Below are 13,133 nucleotides of genomic sequence, written 5' to 3' on the forward strand. Positions count from 1 at the left end.
GCGTACCTGCCGATCGCGGCCGATGGGATCTCCAAGTTCCAACCAATGGAACAAGCTATTGTTCCGCACCTAAAGTAAATTCACGAAAAATCTCGTGATAAGACTAAGAGGAACTTTAAAGATGCTGACGAACGTTCAATTGATCTTTCTAGATGAACGTTAAACACCAGCTGGGATATAAGGTCAGTAGAGTATAATGACTGTGCGGACCAGGATGCCGGCCGCTGGCCAGCCTGCACGAGGATAGTGGCGGTCGGAGTTCCTTTGCCGAGAAGTGCGTTTGGCAAATCGGGCAGTCGATCCGCCCAGCCAACCCTCAGGCCATTCCGTCAGAATTGAGGTAGTGGAGGGGGCCACGAGTTTTCATCGTCATGAATCCAGCGTACTTGCGGACGATGTCGCGGAGATCCTCGGGCGTGTGGATGTTCCGTTTGGCGTCGCCCAGCAGTAGATCGGCGTGGCGTTGCAGCGCAGCTCGACGAGACGGGGCCTGGTCGCACGCCATAACGACCGTCAGCACCTCCAGCATCCTCATGAGCAGAACCGGACTGCTCGAACCGTTCTGCCTTATCATGTGGAACATGTCGTCCAACAGGCCATCGTAGTCAACGCTGGGTGACACTAGGACAGGCGTTCCCTCGTGGATCAAGACACCGCTGGGCAGGTGCAAGGGTGCAAGCTTGCATAAGGTTGCCCCGAACCGGTCGATCACGGTCAGAGCTGTGTATGGATCGTTTATCCCCGAAGATAGCGCACGGACGGCAACTTCGACAAGCTGCCGCACTGCGAATTTCATATCGGCCGAACTGCCACGTTCACTGCTGAGTGCCGTAGCATCTCGTATCGCATCCGCTGCGCCCTCAGCGGGCCGTGTCATCAATGCGACTGGCGCTCCGGGAAATACATAGTCACCTGGCCGGGCCAGCAGTCGCAGCGTGGTTCCCCTGCTGGCCGCCCACTTGGCCAATCCTGACTCATCCAATTGCTGAAGATAGCCTTGCCGGCTGTCGAAAATGACCGTTGCACCGCTCCAAAATGAGGGCGGAGGAGCCTCGGGCTGCCTGTCCTTCTTTGCGATTCGGTCGAATGCAAGCTGCATGTCGTTGCTCACCAACGAGATCACCGTGTCGACGTTTATGCGTCCCGCCATATGGCCAACGAAAAACACGAGGGTGGCCACACAGACGAACGCAAGTGCGATGGCGACGGTGAGTGCGAGATGGGGTACAAAAACACCCTCGCCTTGGGTGCGAACTGCCCGCAGGACCAGAAGAGCATATGAAAACGTGCCGACAAAGACACCCAGCGTAAACTGGTTGCTACGATCGCTCGTGAAGTTCCGCAGCAGCCGCGGGCCCATCTGTCCAGCTGCAAGCGACAGAGCCGCAATGGTGATGGAGAAAACGGTACCCGCGACACCGATTGTCGAGGACGCGATGGCCCCCAGTAGGGTTCGTGCGCCCGTGGCCCCGCCGCTGTAAAGCCAAGAGTTCTCCAGTTGCGAATTGGTCATAATCCTGCTGTGGTCCGCTGCGATCAGCACGAACGCCAGCAACACCCCCACGAGGGTCATCGCAGCCGGAATCAACCAAAAAGTGTTCACGAGCCAGGCGCCCAGCTTGCGGAGACGCGCTCTCATAACCCTGGTTGACTTTTCATTGCAGGCAACTGGTCATCACGAATCTCCAAACACCAAGAGCCAGACGAAGATTCTCGTTCCGCGACTCTGGCCAATCAACCGGCGTGATCAGTTCAGCTCGGTTTTCGAACCAAGCGCCTCACTGGAGGGTTGTTGCGGCACCGCGCCTGGCGGAATAACGGGCATTGTGCCGACGTGCGGAGCTGGCTCGACCATTTCCTTGTCGCCAATCTTCGGGGCCTTGAGCACTCCGTCGCAACTCTTGAGCTTGTCGGATAGTGTCTCGGGAGCAGATCCCTGGTCTAAGCTCGAGCCCTGAGCCGGACGACAGTTGAGCGTGTGTTTTTCCGCTGCGGCCTGCGAGGCCACCGGGTGAACTGAAAAGGCGATTGAAGCTGCGGTCGCAGCAACTATGAGTCTCATTTGCATTACCTTTCTGGGCGACAGGTCCGCCCCAGGGTGTTCCGTTTGAACAGGAACTGCTCTGTTGGGCAGCGGTTCCACGCTATCTTGGGCGCGACAGTATGGTCATTGAGCATTGCCCCAATTAACCCTGACGCTTAGGACCTCACGCTGCGAATTCGGGGCTGGCGGGCGTTTACGACAGCCCGAGCGCGTCGGTAGCAATGCACGTCGAACTTAGCGAAGTTCAAATGCGAGATCGGGCATCGCTACATCCTTGACCATTGCTAGGTGGGAGCAGCCGGTTCACACGATTTTATCACTCGACCTGCCAGCGCGATGTAGAAGCCCTTCCCACGAGAGAGCATTCTAGCAGAAGATCAGTCTAGTGACCTGCCCGAAGGACAGGCCTGAGACGTAGAGCCCGATTCCAAAGGAAGTATGCGCGATCAGGCTGCGAAAGCGGGCAATCAGGGCTTCGGGGTACGAGAAGCTGCGACGCCGATGCCAAGTCCGGGCTGCATGACAAAAAATGGTGCGCCAATGCTGCCGATCCCGACCATGAGAGCGGGCGCAAGCGTCGATGACGCAACCACTCGGCCCCCAAACACTCGGCCCCCCAAACGGCGACGAGAATGATGGCGAACAGGATGCCAATGAGATAATGGGCTTCCCAACCCAGAAGCGCCTCTCCAGGCAAAGGGGCAGCTTTGCCAATCGCGTCATGCGCGAATTTTCCTTTGGGAGAGTAGCCGATCCATCGGCCGACGAAGCGGTAATCAAGTGAGGAAACCCCGAAGGCCCGCTTTTGCAGCTGCGCCCAGACATCCATGACAAGCGTGGCCCCCGCCCCGACCAGCACGGCGCCGTAAGCACTTGTGACGATGTCCTGGTTCATGCGCCATCTCCATGTTCATATATCTCGCAAGGAACGACGATCATTCAATGACTCGCTTGAATGATTGTGCGATGATACACCTTTGTCAATGATGAAAGCAGACGCCGCCACCTCGCTCTATACCGACCTTGCCGAGACGGCTCGGACGCTCGGCCATCCGCATCGCCTTGTGCTGCTGGAGCATATCGCGCAGGGCGAGCGGTCCGTCGAGCGGCTAGCTGAACTAGGTGGGCTGACGGTCGCGAACGCCTCTCAGCATCTTCAGCACCTGCGCCGAGCCGGATTCGTGGAGACGCGCCGCGATGGCAAGCGCGTATTTTACCGCCTTGGCGTGGGTCCGATTGAAGCCGTGTTGGCGTCGCTTCGCGCCTACGCTGAGCACACACGTGCTGAGATCCGCGAGTTAATGGCCGATCCGATGAACGCGAGCGGAAAGCTGGACTCGATCTCTCGCGACGAACTGCTACAGCGCCTCGGCGATCGTACCATCACACTGCTCGATGTCCGTCCGCCCGAAGAATATCAGCAAGGCCATCTACCTGGTGCGCTCAACATTCCGATCGAGGATCTTGAACTTCGACTGGCCGAACTGCCTGCGGATCAGGATATCGTCGCCTATTGCCGCGGTCCCTATTGCGTTCTTTCTGCTACTGCAGCCGACATTCTGATCGACAGGGGCTTTCGAGTCCGCCGCCTCGCGGCTGGATTTCCGGACTGGAAGGCTGCCGGCCTTCCGATCGAAGTTGCAGCCTGAAAACAGGCTATTCCGCGGTCTGCCGTTTTAATGCTCTGTGCCTGCTAGCGCGCTCCCAGCGCCGGCTGATCTCACTCCTCAATGATCGTGGCGCCTCCTCCCTGATTCATGCGGGCGAGACTATCCTTCATTTCTTGGAGTCGCTCCGGCGAATGGCCAACCCAATCCTCGACCTCGCCGGTGATCCGCAGCGGATCGACCGAACGGTAGGACGCGGTCATGTTGCCAGGGAACCTCTTGTCGGTGAGGTTCGGATCGTCGTCGAACGGCCCGGTGGGTTCGACAATGAAGATGCGGCTTCGACCCTCACCCTTGGCGAGCTCTGCCCCCCAAGTCGCTGCTTCGAGTGTGGCGGTGAAATAGACGTGCTGCAAGCCGCGTTCGACGAAATTGCTTCGGAAGCCGGGCTCGATCAGGTCGCCGACTTCGAGGTCAGCTTTGGTTCCGTGGTAGAAGGTGGTCCCGGCCGGAACGTCTTTGGCGTACATACCTCTTCAACTCCTATGCATCGTCATTCATGTGGTGAACCGCTTGGCTAACCGTCGGTCACCAAAGAAGACCTGCTGCGGGGCAATTGGGCGGACGGCCGGCAGCAACGCAAGTGCAATCCGACACTAGCCTCATAAGATCGCGCCGGTCAGTCAATGGCCCGCAAAAAGCGACGCTTAGTTAAGGGCGGAAGTCTGCTCACGCTAGTGACGCAGGCGGCCCCGCAGAATTCAATTTCCGCCGTGACGCTAGATCGGTTCGGCTAGATCGATTCAATGCGAACGATATCCCATCAATGAACATGATCCGGCGCAGGAAAGGAGGTTCGGCGAATGTGCCGCAGCGAGACAGTGCCGAGAAGTTTCTCGAATCAATTCGGCGCGGCAGCCGGCGCTCACTGCAAAAGGCGGGCTTTCTCCCCCCGCCGCACGCAAGGTGCAAGACTTCCTGCACGAGAACTTCACCCGCAAGCTGGCGCTTGCCGAGATGGCCGCGGAGTGCGGGCTTTCGCCCTCTCATTTCGTACGGGCGTTTGCCAGGACCTTCGGCGTGCCGCCGCATCAATATGTTCTCGACCTGCGGCTGGACCTCCCTGAAAGGCTGCTTGCCGACAGCCGCATGGCGATCGCCGACATCGCTCATTCCAGTGGATTTTCAAACCAGAGCCATTTTACCACCGTGATGAACAAATACCGGCAGGTGACCCCATTGCAGGCGCGGATGGGGAAGCTTAACGCTAAGACTGGATGAGGGGTCGCTCACACCGCTGTCGAGATTTTCCGATGAACAGATCCATCGGTATTTTGAAGGAGCACCGGGCCGGGCTCTCGGCGACGGAGCTCCGTAATTCAAATCACACCCAATATCAAGCACTGACGTGGCGCGCTCGGCGCGGCAGCTCCGCGACTGAGACGACATCCGCACCGACTGTCCCCGGAACGTTGGACCGGATCCACTGGTCGAGGAAGCCAGTGCCTCGCGTGCTCATCCGAACCAACCGAACGTAAGGCTGAACACGGCCACCGCGAACATGACGGAGATTGGCACCGCCGCTAGCAGGGGCGCTTCGAAAACTGAACTCGAGCTTCTTTATCCCTGAACATTTGGCGCGCCTCATGCAACCTTCGTGAAGCTAACAAGTCGTTAACCCCTTGATTCGGTTACCTGATGTGCCGCCGAAGAGGCCGCTCGTCGGCAAGCCGACGTAGACCGCTTGGGAGCGTATCCGTTCAGCCAAGGACCATTCCCGCGAATACCACGGTGAGGAGCAGTGACACTGGCACGGCTAGAAGATAGCACACCTCGATGGTTCTCGTATCTTGCCGCTTGTCCATCTCGCCGTCTCGCATTGTTCGCTGTCATGTTGACGCTAACGGGTGGCCGAAGGAAGCCGTTCCGCGCGAGGCCGCTTGAGAAGCAGCCGGGGTGCTGTATATTAGCAACACCTTGGCCGATCCCGGGGAGCCGCCGTCGCTGTGCCGCAGTGAAACAGCTCAACGAAAAAGCCCGCCGCGTGGCCTCCCGCGACGGGCCTCCTTATTGAGTGGCTGGATCCCGGAGGGAATCGACCACGCATCGTTAACTGGAAGTGGCCGACTAGGTTCCGCCCAAAAATCCTGCCGAGCTAAATAAGCGGCCGCACACATCGTTCTGGCTAATATTGCGGAACCTCCCAGTGACGTACAAAGAACCTGACTCACACCTTTGTAGTTTAGATGCAGCCTCCGCCGCGTGGTCTTACACGGAAGCGACTAAGACGACATAGGGCCATCCTGCTGGGTTCAATATCAGAGCACGTACAGTCGTTTATGGTGATCGCGGAAGTCTGACAAGCATCACCATGCGCGTGGCACGGTCGATGAAGGGCTGGCGCACTGTTGAGCGCATGGCAAATTGTCGAGAGACATGGTTTCGGATGACTGCCCCTGAAGACACATTGAACCTGGCGGAATTGACCGACACGGCGCAGGCCGTCAGAGCGGCGATCGAACTCTTTGGGCTGGAAGCGGCGACCTCTGCGGCGCAGTGACGGCGTTCGAGGTTGCGCCGCGAAGTTGATCGGCTTTTCGATGACTTTCATCCCTTCGACTTCCGGCTGCCCTCTTCCCCCTCGTTTTCGGCCGCGACCAGCCCGCGTTCCGCGGCTCTGCCTGGCCGGTAGCGCGGGCGATGGACCTGGTCGAGAAGGCCAATGGGTTTGAGATCATCGTCGAGCTCCCGGGCATCAACGGAAAGAATGTCGGCATCAAGCTCGCCAACAAGATCCTGACCATAAAGGGCGAGAAGACCGAGGAAAACAGGAGGACTACTATCTCTCGGAGCGGCGCTACTGCTCCTTCTAGCGATCGTTCCAGTTGCCCGACGGGCTGCTAGCCGGGACTCATCCGGATTGGCGGTTAAGTTGCGATGTCTGCCGCCGGCGTGGGTCAATCTCGAGCACGGACTCCTCGAATTCGATCGGGTTGAGGTAGGATTGGTGTCCCTTGTTGTCAAACAGCGGCAGGCTCTCGCCATGGGTCATCTCCGACGAGTGTGCCGTTATGCAGGATCATTTGTTTTTCCGAAACCGGATCGGCCGAGCGCTGCGGCGCCGTCCGATCGTTTCATCGCCATTGCCAGCAGGTAACGCCGGATCGAGCTGTCGTTTTGACCTTAATCAAAGCTGGGCAAGGCCATGACCGGCCCATGATAGCGAACGACTTGACCGTTCAGGCCTAAGTGGCCGTAAGCCATCGACAGGAGCGCATCCTATCGGCCACCCGGCTCAATACGCTGGCCGGCCGTCGGCCGTAGGAAAGCTCGGTCTAAGCCTCTTCCTTCTTTGCTCTCGCAAAGCCGCGGTCCGTTGCGATGAACCGTTCAAGCATTGGCGCAATCAAGCGTGATGGACCCGCAGATGGCTGCCCGGTCTCGCGGCCAAGGATCTCTGCGTATTTCACCAAGTCGCGATGCAGAGGCGCCGGCAGTTCCACCGTAATCTTCACCGGCTTGTCGTCGGCGATCGTTGCAAGTTTCAACTTGGCCATGTCAACCTCCGTATGGTTCAAGGGCAAGGTCGCGGCTGACGAGGACGCGAACGGGAAACCCAGGCCGAATCGTGAGCGTCGGGGCGATAGCGAGTTGCCGCTGAACGACCTGTTGGCCTACCTGGCTGACGCTACCGGAAGCGCCGCTGCGCAGAGCCCGCACGATATCGCTGTCTTGATCAGAAGAACCGGCCTGCGCGCCAACGCTCAGAATGGTCGACAACGCCGCGGCCTTGAACAACTCGCCCCAGTGATAATCGACGGCATCCTCCAGGCCGGCATAGCCCTGAGTGTCTGCACCAGGCTGCCGCTCCAGCACCATGGAGCGTCCGTCGGGAAAGATCAGCCTGTTCCAGACAAGCAGCACGCGGCGCTGCCCGGAACCAATTGCGCTATTGTACTGCCCAACAATTCGAGTGCCTTGCGGGATGAGCAGCGAGCGACCGGTGGGGCTGTCATAAACATTTTCGGTCACCTGGGCGCTGATCTGCCCGGGAAGGTCCGACCGGATACCTGTGACGAGCGCGGCCGGGATCACGGCACCGGCTTGAAGCACATAGGGTGACGCGGGAGGGGTGATGTGATCCGGGGCCACGGTACGCCGGTCAGCGGCGGCGGACAGGAAGGAAAGCTGGCGATCCTGCGCATTTGGCTGAGCGTACTGACTGGCAAGATCGCTGACAGCAGGAGCGGACGCTTCGGCGGTCCTGGAATCTCCTTGCGCTGTCTGGAAGAACACGCGCGAGGTTCTGGCCGCTTCCTCTTCGGCTTGCCGGCGCTGCTCGGCTTCGTCGATCGCGGGACTTGCGATTGATGGGGGCACCACGGCTTGCCCTTTGTTCTGCGCATCGAGAATCGGCCTGCCGAGATCGCCAGGCAGCGGCGGCCCAAGGATCGGGCCGGCATAGTCGCGCGGAAGTGTTGCCAACCCGTCGGCGGGCGGCCGATTGGAGGTAGGGTAGAGCTCCTCGCCCTGCTTGAATGTGCTGGCCTCCTGCAGAGCGTAAATCAGCGCGCCGCCGACACCGAGCGAGGCGACGAAGCCGATGCCTGCGAGCATTTTGCGCGACAGACGCGTCACACGCGGCGGGTCGGCGCGAAGCCGCATGGGTTCGGCCATATTCTTCTCGTTCATGGCTGCAGCGCTCCCCTGTGCATTGCGTTCGGCAGCTCCGACGCGGCGCTGTCGCTGGGGCTCCGCCACAACCCATCGCTTCTTCTGTCGACGCGCACTATCCTGACCGTCTGCTGCCGCTTGCCTGCGCCAAGACGCAGTTCGGCCGCACCAAAAAGGCGGTCGATGATGAGGATGCTTTGATAGACGCGGCTGTTGGTGATTTCAGCCTCGCCGTCCGGACCGATGACGAAAATCGGCGGCATCTCGCCTTGGACGATACCGCGCGGAAACTCGACCATGACGGCGCGATAGAACCAATCGGGCAGGATCATTTCGACGCCAAGCGGGCGACCGTTTCGACCGCAGCGCTCCTGCCATTCATTGATCCACGAGAAGCGGTGACGGCGGCCCTCGGCCGGCTGGCGAATGGAGGTGACGACGCTTGTCGACTGCAGGCGATCGAGCGCCGCCTTGAGGCGCAGGTAGTCTCGCTTGGAGACGCCGCGGCCGATGAAGGTAAGCATCTCATATGGCGTCGCGGCCATCAGGCGGGATGTGCGCAATCCGGCGTCCCGAGCGTTGACGATCTGGCTCGCCGCCCAGATCAGGATATCGGCATCCCAGATCGTCGCCATGCCGTGATCGGGCATCGCTTCGACGCGGATCGCCACATCGCCGGCGTGAAAGTCGATCGGAGCGAGGCGCCTGGATTTGGCGAGGGAGAAGAAGGGATAGGCCATGAGGTCCTGCGCATCGCGTGGCGCCACGACACCGGGCAGCGCCTGAAACAGATCGAGCTGTTCGCGCTCCAATGGTGGGCGTGGTCGTGCCGACATTGGGGAGATCGGCGGGCTCAGCGCCTTTCGCGTCCGGCATAGGGGATCAGGCGGGCGGCCTGAGGCTTGGCGGGCAGCAGCGAGCCATACGGATCGGATGTCGATGTCATCGCGCCGCGCTGAACCCAGGCCTGGAGGTCGTCGACGGCGTAGACGACGCGGCCGCCGAGTTTGCGATAGGCGGGCCCTGTGCCGTAGGTGCGATGTTTCTCAAGTGTGCGCGCCGAGAGACTGAGGAAATGCGCGGCTTCCGAAGTGCGCAGGTAGCGCGGCGGCAATGGCGCGGCGTCGGTGTTCATGAGGTATCTCCTTCCGGCCGTCGAGGTTGAACGGCGATCGATGGCCAGGATGGAGGAGCCAGGGCACCGTGATCAGGTGCGCAATTGAGCGGCGCTATTTCGCACCGCTAGGAGGCCTTCGGGATGGCGCCGACGCTCGCTGCAATATCGCCGCGCTCGACCATCTTCACGCAGGCGGCATCAGCAACGTAACTGATGACAGGAAGCCCTGTGGCGGTCCGCGGAAAGCTTTCGCCTCATCAAAAGGCGCCCCGCCCGGTACCGGGCGAGGCGTCTGCCAGTTCACTCGCCGTTGCGGCGGTTGGGGCGGGACCAGATCAGGCTGTGGCCCTCGCCTTCCTCGTCGGCGAAGAGGTTGGCGTAGATGGGAGCGGTGAAGCTCGGATCGTCCAGCTTGAGGCCGAGATAGTCGCGGCCCTCGTTGGAGCGCTTGGACCAGGCGGCGCCGATCTCGGCCTTGCCGACCACGACGCGGTGGCTTGGTGCGTTCTCGCCGCTGGCGCGGGTGTCGGGGACGATGCGCACGCCCTTGGCCTGGACGCTGAGGGTGACGATCTCGCCGGCGAACTCGTTCGCACTGGTCTTCTTGAAGATGCCGATGGTAGCCATTTTCAGTCTCCGTTCTTCGTTTCCGAGCCCGCACCATGCGGCCTCGATGGCGATCGTGAGGCCGGAGGCGACCGCCGCCGCATCGCTTGCGACCGCAGCACAGCGGAGGATGGCACAGGCGCGCGTTTCTTGGTTCGCGAGGAATGGGCTTTGCCCAGGGGAAGAAACGCGCGCCGCGCCATTGCGGCATAGGCGATCGAGGCTTCAGCCGTCCTTCGGCCAGATCAGCCCGTTCGAGAGGTCATTGGTGCGCTCCGCGAAATGGCCGACGGAGGCAATGGCGGCATGAGGGATCAACAAAGATTAAGCGGATTGCTTCGCCAGCGGATTTCCTGACACGGATTCGGCAAGTACTGCATCGAAGCCTCTTTCCCTCCAGTGCCAAGCGCACGCTACCTTTGAGCGGCTGACTGCTCGGATCGAGATGCCTTCGCCCGCACTGCAGCGTCGACGTGTCGTGCTACGGGCGCAAGGCCATTTGGATCGCGCTTCCCGCAGATCTATGATGACGTTTGCTGGACGCTTTGGGAATCGGCGGCGAAAGACGCGTTTTGATGCTACCTTTTTTCGTCGCGCGGCATTGTCTGAATGTCTCATTAGGGGCCGTTACCGGCCTGGCGGGTTTCAGCTGGGATTTTCGATAGCCTGCCGTTCTGCGGGCGCTCGCTTTGCGGGACATAGGGTCGCTTTGACTCGGCCCGGTGGAGTGGCAGCAGGGGTCGTTCGTTCCGACTGTATTTCCCGCATCCCAGGCAGTGCGGCCGCGAACTGCGGCATCATCCATTTCATTTCTCTTCGCCGACTCTCCCGACCGACGCCGTCCCAGCATTAACCTTGTCGTCCTCTGCGACATGCGGACAAACTGGCGGGCGTGATCACTCACAATGGCCGTCGCGACCGTGATGGCGAAGGATCTCGCCTTTGCCGACCGGGAGATTGGTTCAACGAGGTCTGGCCACCCATCGTCGTGGGTATTCACTCAGATGGCATAGTGCGAGACGGAACGAGCGCCTGCGACCAGGAAGGAGTTAGTAGAAGGCGGGGATGGTGGTGACGGTCTCCTCCAGCAGCTTCGCCTTAATCTCCTCGGATGTGAGGTCTGCGCCGCCCGGGATTAGATCGTGCTTCTTGAGCCACCAGATGGGTAGCTCCTCGGCGTCGCAGTAGGCCAGGTTCGCCTTGATCTGCGATCGCAACCGCTTCAGTTCCGGCACAGTGATCACTGTGCCAGCGAGCTGGTCGAAGTTCAGCCGCACCACGCCGATGCTGGTGCGGACCTCGACCAGGATCGGCTCGGCGAGCTGTAGCGAGCCTGGCCCGTCGAGCTCGAGCTTCGATGGCAGCGCTTTCTCGCCAGGCACGAAGGTGAGTCCGGTGCTGCCGTCCGTGGGAGGCATGCGCACAGAAATGACGTTGTCGACCGATACGGGCGCCGTGCCGGTCGACGTGAGTTCAGCCTCGGCGTGCATGCTGATCGAGCCGGCTGGGTCGGCGTCGAATGCCTCGAGTGTGGAGTAGCCCAGCACCCCGCACGACACGAACGGAGCATTTCGGGCGAACCGCGAAGCTGTGACCTTCAACTCGCCGGGGCTTAGGTTCGTCACGCTCCATGTGCCGCCGACGGTTACCGCTTCGGCATCGGCCGAGAACGTCGTGATCGCGCCAGGGAGGGAACTCGGTGCCGTGAACGGAATGCGGGCGCGGTATTTGAAGGGGCCGATCTCTTCGACCTTCGTGCCCTCCGGAAGACCGTCGATCCCGGAGGCGGCTTGGGCGATGGCTTGGGACGCCTCGTCGAGCAGGACGCCTAGCACCTCGTTGAGCACAATAGCCGCGAGCCAGCCGACGAGCGGGACGAACGCTGCGACGAGGCCGGCGATCACGGCGCGAATCCCGCCGGCAAGGTCGTCGGCTGCGGAGGCGTCGATCTCGACTACTACCTTGCCGGTCTCGAATCCGACCGAGATACCGAACGAGGCGGAGACTACGTTGACGATCACCTCCACGCCGTCCTCCCACACCTCAAGATACGGCGTGATCGTGAAGGAGGCGCGGTCGCCGTGGCCGGAATACTGCACATCGACGGTGCGCACCCGGTACTGGCCGAGCGCCTGCGTGAGTCGCCCCCAGATCTGCGTCTGGATCGTGAGGCTTAGGTCCCGCGGGAGTGCGACAACGGCCCAGTCGGCCCGGCCGAGTCTCTCCTTGATCGCGCCGTTGTAGAAATCGGTCCAGCGAGAGGGATTGCCGTCGTCGGCCACCTCGGCGCGGATGATCAGCGCGTTGCCCGTCGCGTCAAGGGCGATCCCCTGGTTCCAGAACTGCAGGCCCTTGGCGAGCGTGTCGGAGAGATCTAACTTGATCGGCTTCAGGTTGAGAAGCGATTTCAGCTGGTCCATCGCCCACTGCTTCGGGTCGACGACGCCCGCGATCGACGGGAACGAGATGCCGACTTCAAGGTCGCGAAACGTCGTATCGAGCGCCAGCACCCCGATCGATGACTGCTTGACCTCAAGGTCGAAGACGAGCGTACCATCAACGGTCACGTCGGGAGTCGCGAGACGGTTCGGCTGTGCTGCGATGTTGGCCTCTGCCGTAATCTCGGCGGTAACGTCGACAGCCAGTTGCGTCTGCCGAGCGCTGATGTCGTAGTACCCGGGACCTTGGTCGTGGCTGGCGTTGACATGCAATAGGCGGTAGGACGCGACCGCATCGCGGCGGAGGCTTACACTGCGGTAGCGCACCCGCTGTAGCTGCATCCCGAGGTAGGGGTCCGGGAGCGGGCGCGGTGTCGCGAGCAGTGTCTGGAGCACTTGGTCGGTGAACTTTTGGGCGCTGACCTGAAGCTCGATGGTTGAGGTCATAACGATATTCCAGCTGCATGGAAGGGGTAAGTCGTGTTCGCTCTGTGGCGACAAAAAGGAACCGTCCCCTCCTGTGGTGTAGAGTAGGCGTGGAACGCGACGGTTCTGTTGGCGTCCCACCCGATCTCGCCGGTGACTTGGGTGCGGCAGCGGAAAAAAGCGTTGCCTTTTGATTGCAGGTCGGCAGGGACTGCATTGGT

14 protein-coding genes and 2 pseudogenes are annotated in these 13,133 nt (G+C 60.9%); 4 read left to right on the forward strand and 12 right to left on the reverse strand.

The window, feature by feature from the left end:
* Positions 1 to 316 precede the first annotated feature (316 nt).
* From FJW04_RS18155 to FJW04_RS30345, 4 genes and pseudogenes are all read right to left on the reverse strand, one after another.
* The gene (locus FJW04_RS18155) at positions 317 to 1,603 is read right to left on the reverse strand and encodes a DUF2254 domain-containing protein (protein ID WP_348641980.1); all 1,287 of its coding nucleotides are present in this window, start codon (positions 1,601 to 1,603) and stop codon (positions 317 to 319) included.
* A gap of 144 nt (positions 1,604 to 1,747) precedes the next feature.
* Positions 1,748 to 2,062: a hypothetical protein gene (locus FJW04_RS18160; protein ID WP_140715755.1), complete on the reverse strand. Its 315-nt coding sequence runs from the start codon at positions 2,060 to 2,062 to the stop codon at positions 1,748 to 1,750.
* A 449-nt stretch (positions 2,063 to 2,511) separates the two neighbouring features.
* Entirely contained in the window at positions 2,512 to 2,604 is a 93-nt protein-coding gene (locus FJW04_RS30340; protein WP_246673889.1) for a DUF2938 family protein, read from the reverse strand.
* Between the two features lie 65 nt (positions 2,605 to 2,669).
* Positions 2,670 to 2,939, reverse strand: a pseudogene (locus FJW04_RS30345) (DUF2938 family protein); the annotation flags it as partial.
* A gap of 88 nt (positions 2,940 to 3,027) precedes the next feature.
* Between FJW04_RS30345 and FJW04_RS18170 the strand changes: the two are divergent.
* Positions 3,028 to 3,693: a metalloregulator ArsR/SmtB family transcription factor gene (locus FJW04_RS18170; RefSeq protein WP_140715757.1), complete on the forward strand. Its 666-nt coding sequence runs from the start codon at positions 3,028 to 3,030 to the stop codon at positions 3,691 to 3,693.
* A 71-nt stretch (positions 3,694 to 3,764) separates the two neighbouring features.
* Here the strand turns inward: FJW04_RS18170 and arr are convergent, their stop codons facing one another.
* Positions 3,765 to 4,181 (reverse strand): NAD(+)--rifampin ADP-ribosyltransferase, encoded by a 417-nt coding sequence (arr, locus tag FJW04_RS18175; protein WP_140715759.1) that lies wholly within the window; start codon positions 4,179 to 4,181, stop codon positions 3,765 to 3,767.
* A 436-nt stretch (positions 4,182 to 4,617) separates the two neighbouring features.
* On the opposite strand from arr, the gene FJW04_RS18180 reads away from it, so the two are divergent.
* From FJW04_RS18180 to FJW04_RS30350, 3 genes are all read left to right on the forward strand, one after another.
* On the forward strand, positions 4,618 to 4,932 hold the full coding sequence (locus FJW04_RS18180) for an AraC family transcriptional regulator (RefSeq protein ID WP_246673873.1): 315 nt from the start codon (positions 4,618 to 4,620) through the stop codon (positions 4,930 to 4,932).
* Between the two features lie 1,108 nt (positions 4,933 to 6,040).
* Positions 6,041 to 6,211 carry a hypothetical protein gene (locus tag FJW04_RS29980; protein WP_181172978.1) on the forward strand — a complete coding sequence of 57 codons (171 nt, stop codon included), beginning with the start codon at positions 6,041 to 6,043 and terminating at the stop codon, positions 6,209 to 6,211.
* A 140-nt stretch (positions 6,212 to 6,351) separates the two neighbouring features.
* On the forward strand, positions 6,352 to 6,555 hold the full coding sequence (locus tag FJW04_RS30350; protein WP_246673874.1) for an Hsp20/alpha crystallin family protein: 204 nt from the start codon (positions 6,352 to 6,354) through the stop codon (positions 6,553 to 6,555).
* A 431-nt stretch (positions 6,556 to 6,986) separates the two neighbouring features.
* On the opposite strand, the gene FJW04_RS18195 is transcribed toward FJW04_RS30350, so the two are convergent.
* From FJW04_RS18195 to FJW04_RS18220, 7 genes and pseudogenes are all read right to left on the reverse strand, one after another.
* On the reverse strand, positions 6,987 to 7,208 hold the full coding sequence (locus tag FJW04_RS18195) for a DUF2274 domain-containing protein (RefSeq protein ID WP_140715765.1): 222 nt from the start codon (positions 7,206 to 7,208) through the stop codon (positions 6,987 to 6,989).
* Position 7,209: 1 nt separating this feature from the next.
* Positions 7,210 to 8,343: a TrbI/VirB10 family protein gene (locus tag FJW04_RS18200; RefSeq protein ID WP_140715767.1), complete on the reverse strand. Its 1,134-nt coding sequence runs from the start codon at positions 8,341 to 8,343 to the stop codon at positions 7,210 to 7,212.
* Positions 8,340 to 8,624 carry a TrbG/VirB9 family P-type conjugative transfer protein gene (locus FJW04_RS30355; RefSeq protein ID WP_348641983.1) on the reverse strand — a complete coding sequence of 95 codons (285 nt, stop codon included), beginning with the start codon at positions 8,622 to 8,624 and terminating at the stop codon, positions 8,340 to 8,342. The genes FJW04_RS18200 and FJW04_RS30355 overlap by 4 nt, the downstream gene beginning before the upstream one ends.
* A pseudogene (locus FJW04_RS18205) lies at positions 8,622 to 9,161 on the reverse strand (replication initiator protein A); the annotation flags it as partial. The pseudogene FJW04_RS18205 and the gene FJW04_RS30355, both read right to left, overlap by 3 nt.
* A gap of 17 nt (positions 9,162 to 9,178) precedes the next feature.
* On the reverse strand, positions 9,179 to 9,460 hold the full coding sequence (locus tag FJW04_RS18210) for a helix-turn-helix domain-containing protein (RefSeq protein WP_140715771.1): 282 nt from the start codon (positions 9,458 to 9,460) through the stop codon (positions 9,179 to 9,181).
* A 282-nt stretch (positions 9,461 to 9,742) separates the two neighbouring features.
* Positions 9,743 to 10,069, reverse strand: coding sequence for a DUF736 domain-containing protein (locus FJW04_RS18215; RefSeq protein ID WP_140715773.1), 327 nt, complete (start codon positions 10,067 to 10,069; stop codon positions 9,743 to 9,745).
* Between the two features lie 1,028 nt (positions 10,070 to 11,097).
* Positions 11,098 to 12,933: a hypothetical protein gene (locus FJW04_RS18220; RefSeq protein ID WP_140715775.1), complete on the reverse strand. Its 1,836-nt coding sequence runs from the start codon at positions 12,931 to 12,933 to the stop codon at positions 11,098 to 11,100.
* Positions 12,934 to 13,133: the final 200 nt, after the last annotated feature.

The sequence above is a fragment of the Mesorhizobium sp. B2-7-3 genome (genome assembly GCF_006440715.1).
GTDB classification, from domain to species: domain Bacteria; phylum Pseudomonadota; class Alphaproteobacteria; order Rhizobiales; family Rhizobiaceae; genus Mesorhizobium; species Mesorhizobium australicum.

What these genes read in the sequence shown, in the direction of transcription:
- FJW04_RS18160 (WP_140715755.1), bottom strand. Translation starts at nt 2,062, where the DNA reads ATGAGACTCATAGTTGCTGCGACCGCAGCTTCAATCGCCTTTTCAGTT.
- FJW04_RS30340 (WP_246673889.1), bottom strand. Translation starts at nt 2,604, where the DNA reads ATGGTCGGGATCGGCAGCATTGGCGCACCATTTTTTGTCATGCAGCCC.
- FJW04_RS18170 (WP_140715757.1), top strand. Translation starts at nt 3,028, where the DNA reads ATGATGAAAGCAGACGCCGCCACCTCGCTCTATACCGACCTTGCCGAG.
- arr (WP_140715759.1), bottom strand. Translation starts at nt 4,181, where the DNA reads ATGTACGCCAAAGACGTTCCGGCCGGGACCACCTTCTACCACGGAACC.
- FJW04_RS29980 (WP_181172978.1), top strand. Translation starts at nt 6,041, where the DNA reads ATGAAGGGCTGGCGCACTGTTGAGCGCATGGCAAATTGTCGAGAGACA.
- FJW04_RS30350 (WP_246673874.1), top strand. Translation starts at nt 6,352, where the DNA reads ATGGACCTGGTCGAGAAGGCCAATGGGTTTGAGATCATCGTCGAGCTC.
- FJW04_RS18195 (WP_140715765.1), bottom strand. Translation starts at nt 7,208, where the DNA reads ATGGCCAAGTTGAAACTTGCAACGATCGCCGACGACAAGCCGGTGAAG.
- FJW04_RS18200 (WP_140715767.1), bottom strand. Translation starts at nt 8,343, where the DNA reads ATGAACGAGAAGAATATGGCCGAACCCATGCGGCTTCGCGCCGACCCG.
- FJW04_RS30355 (WP_348641983.1), bottom strand. Translation starts at nt 8,624, where the DNA reads ATGGTCGAGTTTCCGCGCGGTATCGTCCAAGGCGAGATGCCGCCGATT.
- FJW04_RS18210 (WP_140715771.1), bottom strand. Translation starts at nt 9,460, where the DNA reads ATGAACACCGACGCCGCGCCATTGCCGCCGCGCTACCTGCGCACTTCG.
- FJW04_RS18215 (WP_140715773.1), bottom strand. Translation starts at nt 10,069, where the DNA reads ATGGCTACCATCGGCATCTTCAAGAAGACCAGTGCGAACGAGTTCGCC.
- FJW04_RS18220 (WP_140715775.1), bottom strand. Translation starts at nt 12,933, where the DNA reads ATGACCTCAACCATCGAGCTTCAGGTCAGCGCCCAAAAGTTCACCGAC.